Origin of the sequence: Chitinophaga sp. 22620 (assembly GCF_052044405.1) — a bacterium.
Taxonomy (GTDB): domain Bacteria; phylum Bacteroidota; class Bacteroidia; order Chitinophagales; family Chitinophagaceae; genus Chitinophaga.
In genome coordinates, this window is sequence record NZ_JBQEMV010000001.1 from 1,859,393 (window position 1) to 1,880,788 (window position 21,396).

The 21,396-nt window shown below is 53.7% G+C and carries 18 protein-coding genes; 11 read left to right on the top strand and 7 right to left on the bottom strand.

From position 1 onward, the window contains the following. The first annotated feature begins 20 nt into the window (after positions 1 to 20). The 3 genes from ACTJIK_RS07595 to ACTJIK_RS07605 are packed head-to-tail and all read left to right on the top strand — an operon-like array spanning position 21 to position 3,946. Positions 21 to 1,064, top strand: a complete 1,044-nt coding sequence (locus ACTJIK_RS07595; protein ID WP_440645761.1) for an HlyD family secretion protein — start codon at positions 21 to 23, stop codon at positions 1,062 to 1,064. A 3-nt stretch (positions 1,065 to 1,067) separates the two neighbouring features. Continuing rightward, the gene (locus tag ACTJIK_RS07600; RefSeq protein ID WP_440645762.1) at positions 1,068 to 2,648 is read left to right on the top strand and encodes a DHA2 family efflux MFS transporter permease subunit; all 1,581 of its coding nucleotides are present in this window, start codon (positions 1,068 to 1,070) and stop codon (positions 2,646 to 2,648) included. A 20-nt stretch (positions 2,649 to 2,668) separates the two neighbouring features. Continuing rightward, a complete protein-coding gene (locus ACTJIK_RS07605) occupies positions 2,669 to 3,946 on the top strand; it encodes a TolC family protein (protein WP_440645763.1) in 1,278 nt (425 codons plus the stop codon). A 112-nt stretch (positions 3,947 to 4,058) separates the two neighbouring features. Here ACTJIK_RS07605 and uxuA read toward each other — a convergent pair whose 3' ends face one another. The 3 genes from uxuA to ACTJIK_RS07620 all read right to left on the bottom strand — a co-directional run bounded on the left by uxuA (position 4,059) and on the right by ACTJIK_RS07620 (position 6,986). Continuing rightward, positions 4,059 to 5,225 carry a mannonate dehydratase gene (gene uxuA / locus ACTJIK_RS07610; RefSeq protein WP_440645764.1) on the bottom strand — a complete coding sequence of 389 codons (1,167 nt, stop codon included), beginning with the start codon at positions 5,223 to 5,225 and terminating at the stop codon, positions 4,059 to 4,061. Between the two features lie 70 nt (positions 5,226 to 5,295). Beyond that, positions 5,296 to 6,564, bottom strand: coding sequence for a glycerate kinase type-2 family protein (locus ACTJIK_RS07615; RefSeq protein ID WP_440645765.1), 1,269 nt, complete (start codon positions 6,562 to 6,564; stop codon positions 5,296 to 5,298). Next, entirely contained in the window at positions 6,564 to 6,986 is a 423-nt protein-coding gene (locus ACTJIK_RS07620; RefSeq protein ID WP_440645766.1) for a hypothetical protein, read from the bottom strand. The genes ACTJIK_RS07615 and ACTJIK_RS07620 overlap by 1 nt, the downstream gene beginning before the upstream one ends. A gap of 194 nt (positions 6,987 to 7,180) precedes the next feature. Here ACTJIK_RS07620 and ACTJIK_RS07625 point away from each other — a divergent pair, with 194 nt between their 5' ends. The 3 genes from ACTJIK_RS07625 to ACTJIK_RS07635 all read left to right on the top strand — a co-directional run bounded on the left by ACTJIK_RS07625 (position 7,181) and on the right by ACTJIK_RS07635 (position 12,173). After that, positions 7,181 to 10,282, top strand: coding sequence for an amidohydrolase family protein (locus ACTJIK_RS07625; RefSeq protein WP_440645767.1), 3,102 nt, complete (start codon positions 7,181 to 7,183; stop codon positions 10,280 to 10,282). 21 nt (positions 10,283 to 10,303) lie between these two features. Further along, entirely contained in the window at positions 10,304 to 11,605 is a 1,302-nt protein-coding gene (locus tag ACTJIK_RS07630) for an amidohydrolase family protein (RefSeq protein ID WP_440645768.1), read from the top strand. Positions 11,606 to 11,801: 196 nt separating this feature from the next. After that, positions 11,802 to 12,173, top strand: a complete 372-nt coding sequence (locus ACTJIK_RS07635; protein ID WP_440645769.1) for a rhodanese-like domain-containing protein — start codon at positions 11,802 to 11,804, stop codon at positions 12,171 to 12,173. 33 nt (positions 12,174 to 12,206) lie between these two features. Here ACTJIK_RS07635 and tyrS read toward each other — a convergent pair whose 3' ends face one another. Continuing rightward, positions 12,207 to 13,493, bottom strand: coding sequence for a tyrosine--tRNA ligase (gene tyrS, locus ACTJIK_RS07640; RefSeq protein WP_440645770.1), 1,287 nt, complete (start codon positions 13,491 to 13,493; stop codon positions 12,207 to 12,209). 225 nt (positions 13,494 to 13,718) lie between these two features. Between tyrS and ACTJIK_RS07645 the strand changes: the two genes are divergently transcribed. After that, the gene (locus tag ACTJIK_RS07645) at positions 13,719 to 14,333 is read left to right on the top strand and encodes a TapB family protein (RefSeq protein ID WP_440645771.1); all 615 of its coding nucleotides are present in this window, start codon (positions 13,719 to 13,721) and stop codon (positions 14,331 to 14,333) included. A gap of 1 nt (position 14,334) precedes the next feature. Here ACTJIK_RS07645 and ACTJIK_RS07650 read toward each other — a convergent pair whose 3' ends face one another. The 3 genes from ACTJIK_RS07650 to gatC form a co-directional block, all read right to left on the bottom strand. Next, the gene (locus tag ACTJIK_RS07650; protein ID WP_440645772.1) at positions 14,335 to 14,895 is read right to left on the bottom strand and encodes a cob(I)yrinic acid a,c-diamide adenosyltransferase; all 561 of its coding nucleotides are present in this window, start codon (positions 14,893 to 14,895) and stop codon (positions 14,335 to 14,337) included. 82 nt (positions 14,896 to 14,977) lie between these two features. Next, the gene (locus ACTJIK_RS07655) at positions 14,978 to 15,685 is read right to left on the bottom strand and encodes an ABC transporter ATP-binding protein (RefSeq protein ID WP_440645773.1); all 708 of its coding nucleotides are present in this window, start codon (positions 15,683 to 15,685) and stop codon (positions 14,978 to 14,980) included. Position 15,686: 1 nt separating this feature from the next. After that, the gene (gene gatC / locus ACTJIK_RS07660) at positions 15,687 to 15,977 is read right to left on the bottom strand and encodes an Asp-tRNA(Asn)/Glu-tRNA(Gln) amidotransferase subunit GatC (protein ID WP_346316008.1); all 291 of its coding nucleotides are present in this window, start codon (positions 15,975 to 15,977) and stop codon (positions 15,687 to 15,689) included. 147 nt (positions 15,978 to 16,124) lie between these two features. On the opposite strand from gatC, the gene trpS reads away from it, so the two are divergent. From trpS to ACTJIK_RS07680, 4 genes are all read left to right on the top strand, one after another. After that, positions 16,125 to 17,129, top strand: a complete 1,005-nt coding sequence (gene trpS, locus ACTJIK_RS07665) for a tryptophan--tRNA ligase (protein WP_440645774.1) — start codon at positions 16,125 to 16,127, stop codon at positions 17,127 to 17,129. 33 nt (positions 17,130 to 17,162) lie between these two features. After that, positions 17,163 to 17,795, top strand: coding sequence for a deoxynucleoside kinase (locus ACTJIK_RS07670; protein ID WP_346316006.1), 633 nt, complete (start codon positions 17,163 to 17,165; stop codon positions 17,793 to 17,795). Positions 17,796 to 17,906: 111 nt separating this feature from the next. Beyond that, positions 17,907 to 18,620, top strand: a complete 714-nt coding sequence (locus tag ACTJIK_RS07675) for a hypothetical protein (protein WP_440645775.1) — start codon at positions 17,907 to 17,909, stop codon at positions 18,618 to 18,620. A gap of 221 nt (positions 18,621 to 18,841) precedes the next feature. After that, positions 18,842 to 20,854 (top strand): ComEA family DNA-binding protein, encoded by a 2,013-nt coding sequence (locus ACTJIK_RS07680; RefSeq protein WP_440645776.1) that lies wholly within the window; start codon positions 18,842 to 18,844, stop codon positions 20,852 to 20,854. The last annotated feature ends 542 nt before the right edge of the window (positions 20,855 to 21,396 follow it).

Here is a 21,396-nt window from a genome sequence, read left to right on the forward strand (position 1 = left end):
TTCTACAAACACACATTACAATGGAAACAGCAAATGCGAACCCTCGTAAGGGTAAATTGGTCGTGCGCTTCATCTTCATCGGCATCCTCATAGCCGGGGGCATTTTCGGGGTAAAACAATGGCTTTATGCCCGCCATCACGAAACGACAGACAACGCGCAGGTAGAAGGCCATTCCGCTCCCATTATAGCCAGGGTGGCCGGTTACGTAAAAAGTCTCAACGTTCAGGATTATGGTAATGTAAAAAAAGGCGATTCCCTCTTGCTGATAGACGATGAGGAATACCGCATTGCATTACAGCAGGCTGAAGCAGATTACCAGCAGGCGGTGGCCGACCTGGAGACTGCCCGGGCCAGCCAGGTGAACGCCTCGGCATCCATCAGGGTGGCGGACGCCAATGCGCAGGTGGCGCTGGTGCGGAAAGACAAAGCGCTGGCGGACCTTCGCCGCGACCAGAACCTTTTCGACGACCAGGCCATTACCAACCGCCAGCTGGACGATACCAAAGCCGCCAGCCTCACCAACGACAAACAATACCAGGCCGCGCAGGACAACATCACGCTTGCCCGTTCTTCCGTGCAGGTGGCCGCTGCGAAAGTAACGCAGGCGGAAGCGCTGGTAGCCAGCCGCAAGGCGGCCGTGGAGCAGATGAAGCTCAAACTGGGCTATACCAACATCACTGCGAACATCAACGGCCGTATCGGTAAAAAGAACATCGAACCGGGACAGTTTGTACAGGCGGGTCAGAGCCTCTTCACCATCGTTGACGAAAACGGTTTTTACATCCTGGCGAATTTCAAGGAAACGCAGCTGGCCCACATACAGGTAGGGCAGGAAGCGGAAATCGAAGTGGACGGTTACAGCGGCCTTAAAATGACCGGCCATGTGTCCGCCATCTCCCGCGCTACGGGCGCTAAATTCTCCCTGCTGCCGCCGGACAATGCGACAGGCAACTTCGTAAAGATCGTGCAGCGCGTGCCGGTTAAGATCACCATTGATAATGCAGACCAATATCTCGACAAGCTGCGTGCTGGCCTGAGCGTAGAAGTGGCCTTAAAATACTAACGTATGTCACCCAAACCGAAAGGATTTGCCAAGTGGATCATCGTAGCCACGGTGATTTCGGCTACCATGCTGGAACTGATAGACACCACGATCGTAAACGTGGCGCTCTCCCAGATCAGCGGTAACCTCGGGGCCACCATCGAAGACGCTTCCTGGGTCGTTACGGCATATGCGATCGCCAATGTGATCGTGATCCCAATGACCGGGTTCCTCGCTTCTTATTTTGGCCGCAAGAACTACTACCTGGCCTCCATCCTCATATTTACTTTCTCCTCGTACATGTGCGGGAACGCGGACGGGCTCTGGGAGCTCGTTGCATGGCGCTTCCTGCAGGGCGTGGGCGGCGGTGCGTTATTGTCCACCTCCCAGGCCATTCTATTCGATACGTTCGAGATATCTGAAAGGCCCATCGCTGCCGCCATCTTCGGGATGGGCGTGATCATCGGCCCTACCATCGGGCCCACGCTGGGAGGCATGATCGTGGATAATTTCCACTGGAGCCTGATATTCGACATCAACGTGCCCGTGGGTATCATCGCGGCTTTCCTCGTGTTTAATTTTATCGACAAGCAGCCGCACGAATACAACATCAACCGGAAGGCCATCAAGATCGATTACATCGGCATCGTGCTGCTCGTCGTCTGGGTCGGCAGTTTGCAGTACATCCTTGAAAAGGGGCAGTCTGAAGACTGGTTCGCCGCCAAACACATTATTGTGCTCACCATTGCGGCCGTTGTTTCTTTCATTCTTTTCATCTGGTGGGAACTGACGACAGACTCGCCCGCGGTGAACCTGCAGGTGCTGAAGAACCGGACGCTCGCCATCACGACGCTGCTTACGTTCATCATGGGTATGGGCATGTATTGTTCAATGTTCGTATACCCGGTATGGATGCAGCGAGTAATGGGCTTCACGCCTACGCTCACGGGTGAATCGCTGTTCCCCGGCGCGATCGTGGCGGCTATCATGATGCCGATCGTTGGTAAGCAGATCCAGCGCGGTGTGCCGCCGAAATTCCTGATCACGTTCGGGTTCTTCAGCTTCGCGGTGTTCTGCTTCTGGATGTCTACCGCCAGCGCTGAAGCCGGCGTGATGTTCTTCTTCCTGCCTTTGCTGCTGCGCGGTTTCGGTGCGGCCATGCTGAGCGTGCCGCTTACGAACCAGGCAGTGTCTGGCCTTACGCCGATGGAAATGCCGCAGGGTATAGCCATCAACAACATGCTCCGCCAGTTGGGCGGTTCCTTCGGTATAGCATTCATGAATACTTATGTGGCAAGACAATACAGCGTGCACCGCGTTCAGCTGCTGAATTACGTAACGTCAGACAATCCAATAGCCATGGAGCGGCTGAACCAAACGGCCGGAGCCGTTGCCGCCAAAGGTGTGAACGCGCTGGATGCGCACCAGGTAGGGCTGAGCCTGCTGGATAACGTGGTGACCAGGCAGGCCTATGTGCTCACGTACCTGGACGCTTTCCGCATCGTGGGTATCTTCTTCATACTCGTATTGCCGGTGATGCTGCTGGTGAAAAAAAATAATGTAAGCGCCGCCGCAATGAAAGAAGCGGCCGAACATGCGCACTAATGATAAAACCGAATTAAAAAATGAAAAAGTTATTATTCATCATACTGACCATTTCCGCCGCAAGGGTTTCCGCGCAAGAGGCGCCGGCAGACCTCAAAAGCCTGGTCAAACATTCATTCGATCACTTTTCAGAGATAAAAGCGATGGAAACGCAGCAGAGAATTGCCGCGGACAAAACCACGCTGGCCAAAGCCAACCGCCTGCCGGAAGTGAATGGCGTAGCGGGTTATTCGCACGTGTACCCCGTTCCTAAAATTGCGTTTCCCGGCAGCGATCTCATCTTCCAGCCCGTGCCTTCTGAAAATGTGAACGCCGGCATAGAAGCGCGCCAGCTGCTGCTGGACTTCGGGAAATCAGGCAGCCAGATCAAACAGAGCCAGGCGCAGGCCAGCCTGCTGGGCACGCAAACCGCCGAAGCGAAAGAGAACTTAGCCTACCAGGTAGCCGATGTTTATCTCGCTATCGCTTTCCTGCAAGACAATATCGCTGTGCAGGACGCCAATATCAAACTGCTGGAGGAAACGGAGAAAATGGTGGAAAACAAACTCAAGCACGGCGATGCGATCGACCTGGACCTGCTGAACACCCGCGTGAAGCTCGAAACATACCGCAACCGCAAGGTGGATTTCCAGAACTCGCTGCAAAAGCAGCTGGCCAACCTGGAATACCTTACCGGCGAGCCTTTGAAAGATTCCATTCACAGCAATTTCAGCTGGCCCATGCCCGCCACACAGGCGGATGTTGCGTTTGATGGGAACGCTGCCGTGAAGACCGCCATCGAAAAGGAAAAAGTGGCAGAAATTGGTGTGCAGCTGGCGAAGAGCCAGTATAAGCCTTCGCTGTTCGCCGAAGCGGGCACCGGTTATAAAAACGGTTACCTGCCGGATGTAAGCATGCCGAAATTCAATTACAACGCAGGCGTAAGCCTTTCCGTTCCCATATTCCACGGTAAAAAACTGCGCACGCAGGAACATATGGCCGCCACGGAAGTGGAAGTGGCCAAATGGAATACCCGGGGCATTAAAGACAATATCAGGAAAGAAGCTACCCAGCAATTGTCTGACATAGCCGCGAGCCGCGAAAGGCTGCAAACGGCGGAAACATTGCTGCAGCAGGCCAACCGGGCGCTTACACTGGCGCAGAGCCGTTATAAGAACGGCGTGATCACTTACCTGGACCTGCAGAATGCGCAAACCTCCCTGCTGGAAGCGGAGATATCAAAGATCCAATACCAATACCAGCTCTCTGTGAGCAGCCTGGCATTATTGCGACTGAATGGAAATGAATTCTGGAAATGATGATAAAGACAATTACGGACGGAGTGTCCGTAGTTTTGTTTTCGTAGTGTGTGTTTTTTAAAAAAGCCCGGTCCTTCGTGGACCGGGCTTACTTATTTTTATGTAAAGCACATTATTGTTTTCCCGCAATCCCCAGCTCAAGCCCTCTCAGCTCGGCAAGGCCGCGCAGCCTGCCGATGGCGCTGTAACCGGGATTGGTCTTTTTGTGCAGGTCGTCCAGCATCTGGTGGCCGTGGTCGGGGCGCATCGGGATGGATACGTTCCTTCTTTTCATCACAGCCAGGATGTTCTTCACCACGCTGTACATGTCCACATCGCCTTCCAGGTGGTTGGCTTCGTAGAAATTGCCGAGCGCGTCCCGTTTGGTGGCGCGGAGGTGGATGAAGTGGATATGTTCGCCGAGGCGGTCTACCATGCCGGGCAGATCGTTGTCTTCACGCACGCCATAAGAGCCGGTGCAGAAGCAGAGGCCATTGGCGGGGGAAGGCGCGGTGGCCAGCAGTTCCTTTGCATCCTGTTCGGTGCTTACCACGCGGGGCAGGCCGAGGATGGGGAACGGAGGATCGTCCGGGTGAATGGCCAGCTTAACGCCTACTTCTTCCGCAACCGGCACGATCTGCTGGAGGAAATAAAAGAGGTGGAGCTTCAGCTTGATGGCGTCCACATCCTTGTATTTATCCAGCGCGGCCTGGAATTGCTCCAGCGTAAAACTTTCTTCGGAACCGGGCAGGCCCGCGATGATGTTACGTTGCAGCAGGGTCTTCTCGTCGTTCGTCATGCTGTCGAACTGCTCTTTAGCGCGGGAGATCTCTTCCTGTGAATAATCGTTTTCCGCGCCGGGGCGTTGCAGCATAAAGAGGTCGAATGCCATGAACTGCGCCTTGTCGAAGCGGAGGGCCTTGGAGCCGTCTTCCACGGTGTAGGCGAGGTCTGTGCGCGTCCAGTCCAGCACGGGCATAAAATTGTACGTTACCGTATAAATGCCGCAGGCCGCGAGGTTGCGGAGGCTTTGCTGGTAGTTCTTAATATATTCTTTGAACCGGCCTGTCTGTGTTTTAATATCTTCATGCACAGGCACACTTTCCACTACAGACCATGTGAGGCCTGCGGCTTCTATTTCCTGTTTGCGCTGCATGATTTCTTCTTTGCTCCATACTACGCCGTTCGGCACGTGATGCAGTGCCGTAACGATACCTGTGGCGCCTGCCTGCCGGATGTCTGAAAGGCTCACGGGGTCTTTGGGCCCGAACCACCGCCAGGTCTGTTCCATTCTCAACATACGCTGATTGTTTTTTTAATTTCCCAAAAATAGAATCAAAAGCCAGATATGCAAACAATCGGTAAGAAAATCAGGGTTTTTGCAGCAATAACACCATTACGTCCATTACATTGGTGCCGGTATGCCCGGTTTTGACGTGGGTGCCGGCCTTTTCAAAAAAATGCCAGCTGTCGTTCTGCTCCAGGAAAGGTCGCGGGTCCGGCGCTGTGGCCAGCACGGAAGCGTTGATCACTGCGCCTGCGGCGTCTGTGGGGCCGTCTATGCCGTCTGTGCCTGCTGAGAGGAAAGTGATATGAGGAGCGTTTTGAAGTAATAATCCCGTTGCCAGCGCCAGTTCCTGGTTCCGGCCGCCCAGCCCTGCGCCGGTTACTTTTACGGTGGTTTCCCCGCCCGCCAGCAGGCAGGCAGGATAAGGGCCTTCGTAACCCAGCGCCAGTTCGGCAAGAGATGCGGCCAGGTCCCTGGCTTCTCCCGTAGCCGCGCCTGTGAGGATGCGGGTATGGTAACCCATGGCCTGCGCCTTTTCAGCGGCGGCTTCCAGCGCTATGCGGTTGCTGGCGGCAATGAGGTGGATGGAATGGGAAAGCTCGCCTGGCTTGGCCGTTTCCGGGACAATGCCGGCGATGCCGTTTTTGATATGTTGCAGGATGCCTACAGGCAATCCTTCGGTGAGATGATATTTTTCAAGTACGATCCAGGCTTCGGTGAAAGTGGATGGATCCGGTACGGTAGGCCCGGAGCCGATCACCGCCGGATCGTCGCCCGGAACATCGGAAAGGATGATGGTGAACACATCCGCGGGCAGCAGCGCGCGGGCCAGCTGGCCGCCTTTGATGGAGGAGAGGTGCTTGCGCACGGTGTTCATTTCCCTGATATCCGCGCCGCTTTTCAGCAGGGCGTTGAACAATTCCTGCAGTTCCTCCATGGTAGCGCCTTCCGGCACATCGGCCAGTAAGGAAGAAGCGCCGCCGGAAAGCAGGAATATCACCAGGTCCCCCGGCTGGAAAGCGGAGGCCATATTCAGCATGGCGGCGCCTGCAATGATGCTGTTGAGGTCCGGCACAGGGTGTGCGGCGGTAATGACTGTGGTTTTCTGCAACGTATAGGCGGGCAGGTGATTGGTCACCACCAATCCTTTTGTAATGCGGTCGCCCAGTATTTTCTCGGCTTCCAGCGCCATGGATGCAGCGGCTTTTCCCGCACCCAGCAGGTAGATGCGCGAAGGGGGAATGTCTGGCGCTGCGATGCTTTGCAGGGCCCTGCGCATGAACTGCTGCGGCTGGACGGCAGCCACGGCATGCTCAAAAATGGCAACTGCCTGTTGCAGAACAGCTTCCATCAATGATCTGCTTTACGGGCCTGCCTTTTATCCTGCCTGCGGTCCATCTTCTCTTCCATGTGCGCTTTTTTCTTCATTTCCCAATCGTTCCACTTTTTGTATTGCGCGGAAGAGAGCACAGACTTGAAGCGGTTGCTGCGCTCGGCGTCCAGTTGCTGGTACACCTGCATGCGCTGGCGGGAAGTGAGCGCGGCGTTCTGCCGGGCGGCGTCGCGGCGTTTGGTAATGTCTTCGTTGATGCCGTAGATCTGTTTACGCTGATCCTTCGTGAGGTCCAGCTCCCTGTAGAGCTTGTCGCTCAGCTTGTCGGCCTTGTCCGCCGCATCCCAGCGGTCTTTCCGCGTTTTCGTGGTATCCTGCGCATAAGCTGTTCCCATAGCGAGGAAGAACAGTATAAGGAGGCTCCATGTCTTATTTTTCATAGCTGTGAATTCTCTGTTTTGTTGCAAGTATTATACCGCTCGTAAAATTTATACTAAAATAGTACGATATGCGGTCAATCATTTATTAAATTTAGCACTTGTAGCTGTATTGTGACCGTATGCCGGAAATACCATGATCTAAACCTGTACCCGGCGGAATCAGCCATCATCTAAATTCTTAAAAGTAAACCGAAATGAAATCAAATCCGTTTCCTGCCGGTACCTCACCGGCACAAGGGAAGAAGCACCGCCGCTTCCTGACAACGCGTTTACGGTACCGTTCCGTATTGAGCGTTGTAGGATGCCTGCTGGCCGGCATTGCAGCCGACGCCCAGCAAACCTGGCCGGTAAATGGCGTTGCCAGTCCCCGTGAATCCTGCTATGCATTCACCCATGCCACCATTGTAAAAGACGCACAAAACACATTGAAAGACGCCACCCTCGTGATCCGCGACGGAAAGATCACCGCAGTGGGCGCCGGCGCCGCCATCCCGAAAGATGCCGTGGTGATCGATTGTAAAGGGAAGTTCATTTATCCCTCTTTCGTAGACATTTACAGCGACTATGGCATGCCCGCCACCCAGCCCCGCACCTTCGGCGGCCGCGGAGGCGGTGCCGCGCCGCAGATGCTTTCCAACACCAAAGGCCCCTACGGCTGGAACCAGGCCATCAAAAGCGAAGTAAATGCCGTCCAGCTTTTTTCTGCGGATGAATCTAAAGCCAACACCCTCCGCGAACAAGGCTTCGGCGTGGTGCTGAGCCACCAGCAGGACGGTATTGCCCGCGGCACCGGCGTGCTCGTCAGCCTGGCGTCAGACCGGGAGAACCTGACCATTCTCCGCGAAAAGGCCTCTGCCAATTATTCATTCGATAAAGGTACTTCCACGCAGGATTATCCCGGCTCCCTCATGGGCACCATCGCCCTGCTGCGCCAGCAATACCTGGACGCGCAGTGGTACAAAGGTAATCCCGCCAAAGAAGGCGTGAACCTCAGCCTCCAGGCCTGGAACGATAACCAGGGCCTCCCGCAGATATTCGACGCCAATGAAAAATGGAATGCGCTGCGCGCGGACAAGATCGGCGATGAGTTTGGCGTGCAATATATCATCAAAGCAGGTGGCAACGAATACCAGCGCATCCCGGAAATGGCCGCTACCAAAGCCACCTTCATCCTGCCGGTGAACTATCCCCAGGCTATGGACGTGGAAGACCCTAACGACGCGCGTTTCGTGGCGCTCTCAGACATGAAGCACTGGGAACTGGCGCCCACACAAGCCGGCGCCTTCGAAAAGGCTAATATTCCTTTCTGCCTTACCGCCGCCGATCTGAAAGACACGAAAACCTTCCTCGCCAGCCTGCGTAAAGCCATAGAATACGGGCTTTCAGAGCAGAAAGCGCTGGAAGCGCTCACCAAAACGCCCGCCACAGTATTAAAAGCCTACGACCGCATCGGCAGCCTGGATGCAGGCAAGCTGGCCAATTTCATCATCACCTCCGGCCCGGTTTTCCAGGAGAATACCGTGTTCTTCCAGAACTGGGTGCAGGGTAACCAATATGTACTGAAAACCGACGGATGGAAAGACCTTCGCGGTTCATACAATATCACCCTTACCTATCCAAACGGCAGCGCCACTTACCCCGTGACCATCAAAGGCACGCCCGCCTCGCTGAGCCTGGTGAATAAAGACACCATTCCCGGCAAGATCGAAGTGGACGGCCAGCTGGTGAAACTGGTGATCAATAACAAAAAAGATAATTCCCAGCAGATACGCCTGAGCGGCGTTATCGGCCAGCAGCCAGGGGCGGTAAGCACCTGGAGCGGTTCCGGTATTGACGATAAAGGCCAGCCTGTTACCTGGGAAGCCGTAATCTCCGCAGCGGTGCCCGCCAAAGAGGATAGCGTGAAAAAGAAAGAAGCACCGCAATACGGGAAGATCTATTTCCCCTTTTCCGGCTATGGCAGTGAAACATTGCCCACGCAGCAGGACGTATTGATCCGCAACGCAACCGTTTGGACAAATGAAAAAGAAGGCAAGCTGGAAGGCGCGGACGTATTGGTGCGTAACGGCAAGATCGCGCAGGTGGGTAAAAATCTTTCCGCAGGCAACGCCCGCGTGATAGACGGCACCGGCAAGCACCTCACGCCCGGTATCCTCGACGAGCACTCCCACATCGCCATCAGCCGCGGGGTGAACGAAGGCACGCAATCCGTGACCTCCGAAGTGCGTATTGCCGACGTGGTGAATCCCGATGACGTGAACATCTACCGCCAGCTGAGCGGCGGCGTTACTTCCAGCCATCTGCTGCACGGCTCCGCCAACACCATCGGCGGGCAGAGCCAGCTGATCAAGCTGCGCTGGGGCGCCAATGCGGAAGACCTGAAGTTCAGGAACTGGGACGGCTTCATCAAATTCGCACTGGGCGAAAACGTAAAACAATCCAACTGGGGCGACCGCCAGCGCGTGCGTTTCCCGCAGACCCGCATGGGCGTTGAACAGGTGCTGGCAGACGCATTCACCCGCGCCAAGGACTACCAGAAAGCAGGCCCCAACAAACGCCGCGACCTTAAGCTGGATGCGCTCGTGGAGATCATGAACAAAAAACGTTTCATCACCTGCCACTCCTACGTGCAGAGCGAGATTAACATGCTGCTGAAAGCCGGCGACCAGTACGGGTTCCAGGTAAATACCTTCACCCATATCCTGGAAGGGTATAAAGTGGCGGACAAAATGAAAGCGCACGGCTCAGGCGCATCCACCTTTGCAGACTGGTGGGCATACAAAATGGAAGTGGTGGACGCTATCCCGCAGAACGCCGCCATCATGCAGCGTGTAGGCCTTACCGTGGCCATCAACTCCGACGATGCTGAAATGGCCCGCCGCCTGAACCAGGAAGCGGCCAAGAGCGTGAAATACGGCAGCATGGCAGAAGAGGATGCTTTGAAAATGGTAACGCTCAACCCGGCAACACTTCTGCATGTGGCAGACCGCATCGGCAGTATCAAGGCTGGTAAAGACGCGGACCTCGTGCTCTGGAGCGATCATCCGCTGAGCATCTATGCAAAAGCGGAAAAAACAATGGTGGATGGTGTCATTTACTTCGACCGCGATAAAGACCTTGAGCTGCGCAAACGTATTGCAGAAGAGCGTAACCGCCTCATCGGCAAAATGCTCGGCGAGAAGAAAAAGGGCGCTCCCATGGGAAGGCCCGTACCGAGCCGCGAAGAGATCTACCATTGCGAAGACCTCCAGGCAGGCCACCAGCATCATATCATGGACGATGCTTATCAGCAGTAATCATCCGAAAATCGAAACAACATGCAAAAGATATTCATTTATATACTGGGCCTTTCCCTTTGCAGCACAGCCCTCCGTGCGCAGGAAACGGTGTACCCCGCCAAACCGCAGCAGGGGCTAGTGTTCCTGAGGAACGCCACCATTCACGTGGGCAACGGCCAGGTGATCCAGAACGGCACCATTGGTTTCAACAACGGCAAGATCATGGCGGTGGGCGCCAACGTGCCCATTCCCGCCGGCGATGTGAAAGTGTTTGACGCGAACGGCCAGCACATCTATCCCGGACTGATCGCCCCGGAAAGCAACCTCGGCCTCACCGAAGTGGAAAGCGTACGCGCCACCAACGACTACGAAGAAGTAGGGGAGATCAATCCTTCCGTGCGTTCCATCGTTTCCTACAACACCGATTCCAAAGTGATAGCCACCCTTCGCACCAATGGCATTTTGCTGGCGCAGGTGGTTCCCCAGGGCGGCCTGCTGTCTGGCAGCTCCTCTGTGGTGCAGCTGGATGCCTGGAACTGGGAAGACGCTGCCTATAAAACAGACAACGGTATCCACTTCTTCATGCCCCGCCTGATGCCCCGTGCCAATCCCTTTGGCGGCGCCGCGGCAGGCCCTGCCACAGACGCGGTGAAAGCGGCCATGGAAAAAATAGCCAGCGTAAAATCCTTCCTCCGCGAAGCGCAGGCTTATGCGGCCGGCGGGCAGCATGCTGAAACGAACCTGAAATACGCGGCCGTTAAAGGCCTCTTCAACAAGTCGCAGAAACTGTTTATTCATGCTGACCTGGTGAAGGAACTCATCGTGGCGGCTGATTTTGCGAAAGAGTTTGATATTGATGTAGTGATCGTTGGCGGCACAGACGCCTGGATGATCACCGACGTGCTGAAGAAATACAACATTCCCGTGATCCTCAGCCAGCCGCACAGCCTGCCTGTAATGGCGGACGATGATGTGGACCAGCCTTACAAAACACCCGCCCAGCTCCAAAAAGCAGGCGTGCTGTTCTGTATCAGCAACGAAGGCTTCTGGCAGCAGCGCAACCTGCCTTTCAATGCTGGCACCGCGGGCGCTTACGGTATGACGAAGGAAGAAGCGCTCAGCGCCATCACCCTCAACGCCGCGAAGATCCTCGGCATCGCCGATAAGACCGGTTCCCTGGAAGTAGGCAAAGATGCGAACATCGTAGTGAGTACCGGCGATATCCTGGATATGAAATCAAGCGTGATCACCCGCGCTTATATCCAGGGCCGCGAAGTGAGTTTGGAGGATAAGCATAAGCAGTTGTATGAGCGGTATAAGTATAAGTATGATCTGAAGTAGGAATTTTTATATGAAGGAAGCGTGTTGCAGTTGATGCAGCACGCTTTTTTGTTTTTAAAATGAAAGTCGAATTAAACGTTTTATGAATTTGTGTGCAATTTTGAAAGTTAAACTTTCAGATTGCACATTTTAAGCTTCACCCCTCCTGACACACCCTTGTCACTCCGCCCCCAGACCTTTGCCTAAAACGATTATTATGCAAACAAGGATCACCACCACCAGGCTCTTCGGGTTAGCCGAAATGTCCCCGGAAGAGGTGCGCCGCAGGCTGGGAGAGCCGGGGTTTATTGCCATCGACAACAATACATGCGCCTCCTTCCGCCGCCACCACGTTCCCGGCGCCCGTCATCTGGACCCCGGGGACTATTCTGCGCACGAACTCAGCGACAACAAAAACGATACGCTGGTCTTCTACTGCCAGGACGCCCTCTGCGGCGCCGCGCCGTATGCTGCCAAAAGAGCCAGGAACATGGGGTTTGAGCATGTGTACGTAATGAGCGCGGGGATCACCGTATGGATGCGGAAAGGCTACCCCGTGGAAATAGAAAACGGCGCAGCTACAGGCTGATGCCGTGCTGCGCCGTTGATGAACGTAAGGTGTTTATATGAACTTTACGAGGATATAATTTTTCTTCCCTTTCTGGAAGAGGATATTTTTGCCATTGAGCAGCGATTCTTCCGTGATCCGAAGATCTACCGCGGTGATCTTCTGGCCGTTCATGCTCATACCGCCGCCCTGTATCAGCTTGCGGGCCTCTCCCTTGCTGGCGAATACGCCCGCTTCCGCGAGGAAGGTCACCACGTCTTTCTGCTCGGTGAGCGCCGTGGCTGGCATTTCCTTCAGGTCCACGCCGGCCAGCGTTTGCAGCAGCTGTTCTTCGGTCATGGTTTTAAGCACGTCCACGCCGGCGGTTTTGCTGAACAGGCTTTCGGTGGTTTTGAGTGCCGCTTCAAATTCCGCTTCGCCATGGATGAAAGTGGTCACTTCCTGCGCCAGGCGTTTCTGAAGTACGCGTTTGCCCGGATCCTGGCGGTGTTCCGCGATCAGGCTGTTTACCGTAGGCTCGTCCAGGAAGGTGAAAATGCGGATGTAGCTTTCCGCGTCCTCATCGTCTGCATTCAGCCAGAACTGGTAGAACTGGTAAGGGGTGGTTTTGGCGGGGTCCAGCCAAACGTTGCCGCTTTCGGACTTCCCGAACTTGGTGCCGTCCTTTTTCTTGATCAGCGGGCAGGTGAACGCATAAGCCTCGCCACCGCCGATGCGGCGCACCAGCTCGGTGCCGGTAACGATATTACCCCATTGGTCGGAGCCGCCCATCTGCATTTTGCAGTTCTTCGCGGTATAAAGATGATAGAAGTCGTATCCCTGGATCATCTGGTAGGAAAACTCGGTGAACGACATCCCGCTTTCCCCTTCCAGCCTCTTTTTTACAGAATCTTTCGCCATCATGTAATTGACGGTGATATGTTTCCCCACGTCGCGGATGAAGCTGAGGAAAGAAATGCCTTTGAACCAGTCGTAGTTATTGACCATTTCGGCATAGTTGGGTTTGGACTGGTCGAAGTCCAGGAAACGCTCCAGCTGCGCTTTGATGCATTGCTGGTTGTGAAGCAGGGTGGCTTCGTCCAGCATTTTTCTTTCTTCCGCTTTGAACGAAGGATCGCCAACCATACCGGTAGCGCCCCCCACCAGGGCCAGCGGCTTGTGGCCTGCCTTCTGGAGGTGCACCAGCAGCATAATAGGCACCAGGCTGCCCACGTGCAGCGAATCTGCCGTAGGGTCAAAGCCGATATAGGCGGTGGTCATTTCCTTTTGCAGCTGTTCCTCCGTACCCGGCTTGATGTCCTGTATCATACCCCGCCAGCGCAATTCAGATATAAGATTCATGGAATGATGAAAAATTTTTGCAAACCTACGGATTCAATCACGAAATATGGCATGACAGTCGATGAATATTGCTTTAGTTTAATGTGTGGACTGTTCGCTGAATTCAGTAATTTACCGGATCATTGACCCCTCAAACCGTTTATCATGCTACGTTTCTGGATAACTATAACATTTTGCTGCGTTGTCTTGTCCGCCACAGCCCAGGATTGCAAAAATTATTATTACATGCTGCCCCATTCCGAGGTTGAAATGACCATCCAGGACGGCTCCGGCGCTCCCATCGGCAAGCAGGTGATCAAAGTGGGGGAGGTGAAGAACGAAGGCGGGGAAATGGTATCGTCCTTTACCTCTGCTTTTACGGCCAAAGACGGGAAAACGCTGGGGCAGGGCCAGGGGAAGTTCAAATGCAGCGGCTCCGGCATCGCGGTGGACGTGAAAATGATGATGCCCAATAACCCCATGGCCAGCCAGGAAGCAAGCCTGAAAGGCTCCGAGGGATTTCTCGTATATCCGTCCTCGTTAAGTGCCGGCCAATCATTGCCTGACGCTTCATTTACGATGAACACGGAAACAAGCGGCATGAAAATGAGCCTTACCTATAAAGTGAAGGACCGCAAGGTTGCAGGCAGGGAAAAGATCACCACGGACGCGGGCAGCTGGGATTGTTACCGCATTACCTTCAAAGCGGATTTTACCATCACCATGATGGGAAAGGAAATGCCGATGGACTTTACCGGTACGGAATGGTTCTCGCCTGGCTTCGGCGTGGTAAAAACGGAAAGTGCGGATAAGAGCGGCAAAAAGTTGGGCAGCACGCTCATCACCAAACTGGTAAAATAACCTACACCCTTGGTTTCCAGGGAATTTCAGGCACATTCAGCAGGTGCCCGGCATACCGGGCCAGCACGAACAGGTAATCGCTGAGGCGGTTGAGATATTGCAGCACCAGCGGCTCCACGGTCATTTCATGCTCCTGCATGCCCACGCACAACCTTTCCGCCCTGCGGCATACGCAGCGGGCGATATGGGAGTTCGATACGGCCGGGTGGCCGCCGGGAATGATGAAATGTTTCATTTCGGGCAGCACCTCATTCATCGCGTCTATCGCGTCTTCCAGCAGTTTCACGTCTTCCGCGTGCAGGTCGGGGATGCTCATTTTCACATTTTTCTCCGGGTCGGTAGCCAGTGAGGCGCCGATGGTGAACAGCCGGTCCTGGATCTCACTTATCAGGGCTTTCACACTGGCTTCGGTCATATGGTCGTTCACCAGGCCCATCCAGGAGTTCAGTTCGTCTACCGTGCCGTAGGTCTCGATCCTGAGGTGGTTTTTGGATACCTTGGTGCCGCCGATGAGGGAGGTTTTGCCTTTATCGCCTGTTTTGGTGTATATTTTGAAAGCCATGATCGCTGTTTTTCGCGAAGTTAATCAAAAGAAAAAAGGCAGCCTTGCTGAAGCTGCCTTTGAATAATATGCTGTTCCCGGCTTAGTGGGCCATGGATTTTACGGGATTCATCTTGTCTGATTCCACCACCCCGTCTCTCAGGCGGATGATGCGGTGGGCATGGTCGGCAATGTCTTCTTCGTGCGTAACCAGCACCACGGTATTGCCTGAATCGTGAATGCGGCCGAATATTTCCATGATCTCCACGGAAGTTTTGGTATCCAGGTTACCCGTGGGCTCATCCGCGAGAATGAGGGAAGGGTCGTTCACCAGGGCGCGGGCAATGGCCACGCGCTGGCACTGGCCGCCGGAAAGCTCGTTGGGCTTGTGTTTATAACGGTCTCCGAGGCCTACTCTTTCGAGCATATGCCGGGCCTTGTCTTCCCTTTCCTTTTTACCGATACCGGCGTAGATCAGCGGTACGGCCACATTTTCCAGGGCGGAAAGCCTGGGCATGAGGTTGAACTGCTGGAACACGAAGCCGATCTCCTGGTTGCGGATGCGGGCCAGTTCATTGTCTTCCATCCTGCTCACATCGTGGCCGCTCAGCACATACTTGCCGTTGGTGGGCGTATCGAGCGCCCCGAGGATGTTCATCAGGGTGCTTTTCCCGGAACCCGAGGGACCCATAAGGGCTACGTACTCGTTCTTCAGGATGTCCAGCGAAACGCCTTTCAGCACCTGCAGTTCGTTTTTGCCGATGAAATAGCTTTTACGGATGTCTTCGAGATGGATAACAGACTGGGCCATATTATTTCTTGATTACTTTAGGGACGCTGAAGTATTCTGCTGTATGAGCGGGGGCATTCTGAAGCCCTTCTTCCCGGCTGATCGGGTGTTTCACCTCGTCCTTGCGGAACACGTTCGCTTCGCGGGTCATATGCAGCATAGGTTTCACGTTAGTGGTATCCAGCTCTCCGAGCTTTTCCACAAAGGTGATCATCCTTTGCAGGTCGTGCCGGATCTCCTCCTGCTCTGCGGCATTGATATCCAGCCGGGAAAGGGTGGCCAGCTGGCGGATCAGTGCGTCGTTCACTTCCATGGGTTTTAAATTAACGGTTTAAAGCTAATAAATTGTATTCATATAATCGATAAATGTGATCGATAGGCAAAAATAGGGATAAAAGGCGGGCATTCTGCTACCGAATAACATAGCACGATGTTAAAATTTATTAAATTGCGCCCCGATATGGTAAAGGAAAAAGAAATCGTTGTCAGCGGCATCCGCTCCACAGGCATTTTGCATTTAGGGAACTATTTTGGCGCCATCCGCAATTATATCCGGATGCAGGAGGAGTTTAACTGCTATTTTTTTGTGGCGGACTGGCATTCCCTTACCACTCACCCCGATCCGAAAGACCTGCGCGGCAACGTGTACCGCGTGCTGGCGGAGAACATCGCTTCAGGCCTTGATCCCGAGAAAGTGACGTTGTATGTGCAGAGCGATATTCCCGAGATCGCGGAGCTGTACCTGCTGCTGAATATGATGGCTTATAAAGGGGAGCTGGAGAAAGTGCCGACCTTCAAGGATAAAGTGCGCCAGAACCCCGATAATGTTAACGCGGGACTGCTTACCTATCCCGTGCTGATGACGGCGGACATCCTCGTGCAGCGCGCCGTGAAAGTGCCCGTGGGTAAGGACCAGGAGCAGCATCTTGAAATGAGCCGGAACTTCGCGCAGCGTTTCAACAACCGCTACGGTTTCCTCTTCCCCGAACCTTTCCCTTTCAACTATGGCGATGATCTCGTACGCATCATGAGCCTGGACGGGAACGGGAAAATGAGCAAAAGCGAGAATGAAAATTCAACCCTTTACCTGAACGATACCGACGATGCGATCCGCAACAAGATCAAAAAGGCCAAGACGGACAGCGGCCCGCAGGCGGAGAATTCAGAGAAACCTGACTATATCAGCAACCTGTTCACCCTTATGAAACTGGTATCAGCCCCTGATACCGTGCAGTTCTTCGAAGAAGCTTTTAACAAATGCAATATCCGTTATGGGGATATGAAGAAACAACTGGGAGAGGATATGGTGGCGTTTATTGCCCCCATTCGCGAAAAAGCGGCGGCTATCCAGCAGGATCATGCCTACCTTCACCGCATTATGCGCGAAGGGGCGGAAAAGGCCCGCGCCACTGCTTCGCAGACGCTCTCGGAGGCCCGCAAATTAATGGGCATTAATTTCTATTGATTTTTTAACTTGTTGTATCATACACCCCCATGCATGGCAAAAAATAAGATCAAGCACATAGCGATAGCCGGCAACATCGGCGCCGGAAAAACTACGCTGACCGAAATGCTGGCCAAACATTACCGTTGGGTGCCGCAGTTTGAAGATGTAGAGCATAACCCTTACCTGAGCGATTTTTACGATGATATGCCGCGCTGGTCGTTTAACCTGCAGATCTACTTCCTGCACAGCCGGCTGAAGCAGCTGGTGGATATACAGCATGGGAAAGACACCGTGATCCAGGACCGGACCATTTACGAGGACGCGCATATTTTCGCGCCCAACCTTTATGAGATGGGACTGATGACCAAAAGGGATTTCGATAATTATTTCAACTTTTTCGAAACCCTGAAATCGATGGTAAAGCCGCCGGACCTGCTGATCTACCTGCAGGCCTCCGTTCCCACGCTGGTGGCGCAGATACAGAAGCGCGGGCGGGAATACGAGGAAAATATCCGGCTGGACTACCTGAAGCGGCTGAACGAATTCTATAACGCCTGGATCGAGAAGTACAAGGATGGGCCGTTGCTGATCATTGATGTGGACAAAAATAAATTCCCTGACAAGGAAGAGGATCTCGGAGAAATTATCTCCCGTGTAGATTCAGAGCTGTACGGCTTATTCTGATCTTTATAACGAATTGTATCTCCGGAATCTCCGAATTCCGGAGATATTTTTTTTGCTGCATATCCTACTCCCCTTTATTTTTACGGCATTGTTTGTTTAACCAGGAATAACATGATAGTCATTGTTTGTCAGCTTTGCCTGCAACTATTAACCATGCAGGCTCCCCGCATCCCGGTGGGCGGGAGTTTTTCAGAAGTATTCAGTGTTTTTCAGAACCCTGCGCGGATGGCGTCGCTGGAGCATTTTACTGCGGGCGCTTATACCGAGCGGCGTTTTATGCTGCGCGAGCTGAGCGTGCAGGCACTGGCGCTGGGCGTGCCGCTGGCGGGCGGCGTGATAGGCGTAAAGTTATGGCAGCTGGGTTACCGGCTTTACCGGGAGCAGTTGCTGGGGCTGGGATATGCGTTGCCGTTAGGGAAGAGGCTGAAGGCCGCTGCAGGATTGAATTACAGGCCCGGCGGGGCGGGCGGGGAACTGGGGGTGGACTGGCAGCTGACTTCGCAGTTCAACATGGGGATGCATTTGTATCATCCTGGCGGTAATGATGCTGCGGGAATGGTAACGCTGGGATACCGGGCTTCGGAGCAGCTGCGGCTGGAAGCGGTGATGCGCAAGGATGTGACGATGCCGCTGTCTGTACGGGTGCAATGCGCTTATTCGCCGTTAAAGCGGTTCGTTGTGCTGGGAGGCTGGGCAACGCAGCCGGTATACCAGTTTGCCGGGGTCGGCTATGGGGGCGGGCGCTGGAAGATCGGGGTGACGGGGAGTTTTCATTACACGCTGGGCATTACGCCGGGTATTTCATTGTTATGGGGAAGAGAATGAAGGATGGGAGAGCTTCCTGGCTTGCGTGTAAATTTGAGTGTCGGGATGGCCGGGGAGGGGGAGGTTGCGGGAAATATTACCGGGAAAAGGTTTCATCGCCTGCGTCAAAATTTTGGTGCCGTGACGATACCAGAATGAGGTCACAGGAAAGGTTCTACCGGAAAAATGCTTCGTCGTTTGTACAGAAATATTTGCTCATTGTAACATTGTTTTTATGCGTTGTGATCCGTGCAAAGGGCCAGGAAGAAGAGCACCCGATGGAGATGCGGCAGGAACAAAGCGCAGGCCGTGAAATGGAGAGGTTGGAAGGGCAGGAGCAGGCACAGGAAAACGATGAACAATACCAGGAACTCACAGCCTATACAAAACGGAAACTGAACCTGAATACAGCGGATGCTGCTGCATTGCACGGGCTGGGGTTGCTGGATGCTTTGCAGGTGAATACATTTTTGCAATACCGTGAAACGCTCGGTCCGCTGGTTTCTATCTATGAGCTGCAGGCCGTGCCGGGCTTTGAGCTTCCGCTGATCCGTTCCCTGCTGCCTTATGTACAGGCGGGTACAGGATTGGAGCCGTATTATACTTTGAAGGATTATTTCGGTAAGGGGAAACACCAGCTGGAGATACGTTACAGCCGCGGCCTGGAGCTGGCGGAGGGTTACAGGCGAAAGGACAGCGGCGTGGTGAAATATCTCGGAAGTCCCGATAAAATATTGTTTCGGTACCGGTACAGGTTTGGCCGCTATGCCAGCTGGGGATTGGTGATGGAGAAGGATGCAGGCGAAACCTGGCTGAGGAAAGGAATGCCCTGGGTGGCGGATCATATTGGGTTCCATTTGTTTTTGCAGCGGCTGGGGAAAGTGGAGGTACTGGCGCTGGGAGATTACACGGTGAACATGGGGCAGGGCCTGGTACAGTGGCAGGGACTGTCTTTCGGGAAAAGCGCGGCAGCGATGCAGGTGAAACGGGAGAGCGAAGTGTTGCGGCCGTATGCTTCAGCCGGGGAATTCTTCTTTTACCGTGGTGCGGGGGTTACATGGGAAGCGGGAAAATTCAGCGTCACAGGATTTATATCGTACCGGTCGCTAGATGGAAGATTAAGTATGGAAAAAGACAGTACGGTGGATGGGGAGGCGTTTGAAGAGGGAACGCTTTCCAGTGCGGGGTACCATAGAACGGCTTCCGAGCTGGCATTACGGAATACCTTGCGCCAGCTTACTGCCGGCGCTGTAATAAAACGGCGGCTGAAGCAGGGACATGTTGCGCTGAATGTATTAGGGCATCAGTATTCGCATCCATTAAAGAAAGGAGAAGAACTGTACCGGCTATACGCATTGCAGGGAGAACGGGTGTACAATGCCAGCGTGGATCATGCATTTGGCTGGCGGAATATCCACCTGTTTGGGGAAGCAGCAGTGGATGGAAGAGGAAACCCGGCACTGCTGCAGAGCTTGCTGGCGGCGTTGAGCTCTCGGATAGACCTTGCGGTGCTTTACCGTTACGAGCATAAGGCATACCGCAGCATGTACGGTAATTCATTCGGTGAAAGCAGCGCGCCGGGAAATGAAAGCGGCATATACCTGGGGATACAGTGCAAATGGGGAGCGAAGTGGTTGCTGGCGGCCTATGCGGACGTGTTCCGGTCGCCCTGGCTGAGATACCGCGTGAGCGCGCCGGCCGGGGGAACGGACGCACTGCTGTTCCTTCAATGGATGCCGGAGAAGAAATCGTTGTTAAATGTTACTTACCGGTACGCACAGTCGCCGGTGGATGTGAAAGAAGCGCCGCTGCGGCAGCGGTTCGTTGATCAGGAACGCAGGCACCATATCAGCGCACGGGCTGGTTTGCCGGTAGATCAGCGGGTAACATGGAACGGGAGAGTGCAGGCGGCATTCGGTAAAGGAGGCGAGAGCTGGCTGTTGTACCAACAGGTGCAGGCGCGATGGGGCAAGTGGAAATTGAGCGCCGGATACACATGGTTCGATACCGCGGAAACGGATGGATTATATCTCGCCGCTTTGGGATTCCCCGGAGATCAGTCCTTATCCCGGTTTTCAGGTAGAGGGCATAACGGGCATGCACAGTTGCTGTACCAAGTATTTACAGGACTAACCCTATGGTGCCGCTGGCAACAATCTGTATACCCCGGCAGGGAAAGCAATGGCACGGGCCTGGAAGAGATCGCGGGCGGCAGGAAAACAAGCCTGCAGCTGCAATTACAGTTCAGTTGGTAAACCCTCTCAATCCGAGGGTGAAATTTTTTTCATGTTTTTTTCTGCTTGTATCAGGTTGTTTTACAATGACTTGTAAAGTTATCTAGCAGGGGGTTTAACAAAAGTTTAACCCCGGATGATGGTGAAGTAAAATAAATTACTAACTTACGCCTATCATCCAAAATCATTACAGTCAACATCCAAGATCAGTAGTGGTTACTTACCGTTCATCCTAACAATGCTTAACTGAGTAGTAACAGAAGAAAAAAGGTCATCATCTAAATCGAAACTGAACTCTAAATCTAAATCCGAGACACATGAATGGGTAATCCATTTCATTAGCCAACGGCATCAATTCACAAAACCAGACGGTAAAAACTGCCATTCTTTTACCTGCCAATCCAAAACCCAGGATTTTAAATTGCATTTAAAAAATCAATATTTTTTAAATCGGGAGAGCTTTTTGCCTAACCGGCCTTCATCTATAAAACCTGTACTTGATAACCAGTTATTCCGTTAAAACAATATTCTACAACCAAGCTAAACTGCAATTATGACCTGAA

Coding starts and splice junctions, on each gene's coding strand:
- ACTJIK_RS07595 (WP_440645761.1), top strand. CDS start 21: ATGGAAACAGCAAATGCGAACCCTCGTAAGGGTAAATTGGTCGTGCGC.
- ACTJIK_RS07600 (WP_440645762.1), top strand. CDS start 1,068: ATGTCACCCAAACCGAAAGGATTTGCCAAGTGGATCATCGTAGCCACG.
- ACTJIK_RS07605 (WP_440645763.1), top strand. CDS start 2,669: ATGAAAAAGTTATTATTCATCATACTGACCATTTCCGCCGCAAGGGTT.
- uxuA (WP_440645764.1), bottom strand. CDS start 5,225: ATGTTGAGAATGGAACAGACCTGGCGGTGGTTCGGGCCCAAAGACCCC.
- ACTJIK_RS07615 (WP_440645765.1), bottom strand. CDS start 6,564: ATGGAAGCTGTTCTGCAACAGGCAGTTGCCATTTTTGAGCATGCCGTG.
- ACTJIK_RS07620 (WP_440645766.1), bottom strand. CDS start 6,986: ATGAAAAATAAGACATGGAGCCTCCTTATACTGTTCTTCCTCGCTATG.
- ACTJIK_RS07625 (WP_440645767.1), top strand. CDS start 7,181: ATGAAATCAAATCCGTTTCCTGCCGGTACCTCACCGGCACAAGGGAAG.
- ACTJIK_RS07630 (WP_440645768.1), top strand. CDS start 10,304: ATGCAAAAGATATTCATTTATATACTGGGCCTTTCCCTTTGCAGCACA.
- ACTJIK_RS07635 (WP_440645769.1), top strand. CDS start 11,802: ATGCAAACAAGGATCACCACCACCAGGCTCTTCGGGTTAGCCGAAATG.
- tyrS (WP_440645770.1), bottom strand. CDS start 13,493: ATGAATCTTATATCTGAATTGCGCTGGCGGGGTATGATACAGGACATC.
- ACTJIK_RS07645 (WP_440645771.1), top strand. CDS start 13,719: ATGCTGCCCCATTCCGAGGTTGAAATGACCATCCAGGACGGCTCCGGC.
- ACTJIK_RS07650 (WP_440645772.1), bottom strand. CDS start 14,895: ATGGCTTTCAAAATATACACCAAAACAGGCGATAAAGGCAAAACCTCC.
- ACTJIK_RS07655 (WP_440645773.1), bottom strand. CDS start 15,685: ATGGCCCAGTCTGTTATCCATCTCGAAGACATCCGTAAAAGCTATTTC.
- gatC (WP_346316008.1), bottom strand. CDS start 15,977: ATGGAAGTGAACGACGCACTGATCCGCCAGCTGGCCACCCTTTCCCGG.
- trpS (WP_440645774.1), top strand. CDS start 16,125: ATGGTAAAGGAAAAAGAAATCGTTGTCAGCGGCATCCGCTCCACAGGC.
- ACTJIK_RS07670 (WP_346316006.1), top strand. CDS start 17,163: ATGGCAAAAAATAAGATCAAGCACATAGCGATAGCCGGCAACATCGGC.
- ACTJIK_RS07675 (WP_440645775.1), top strand. CDS start 17,907: ATGATAGTCATTGTTTGTCAGCTTTGCCTGCAACTATTAACCATGCAG.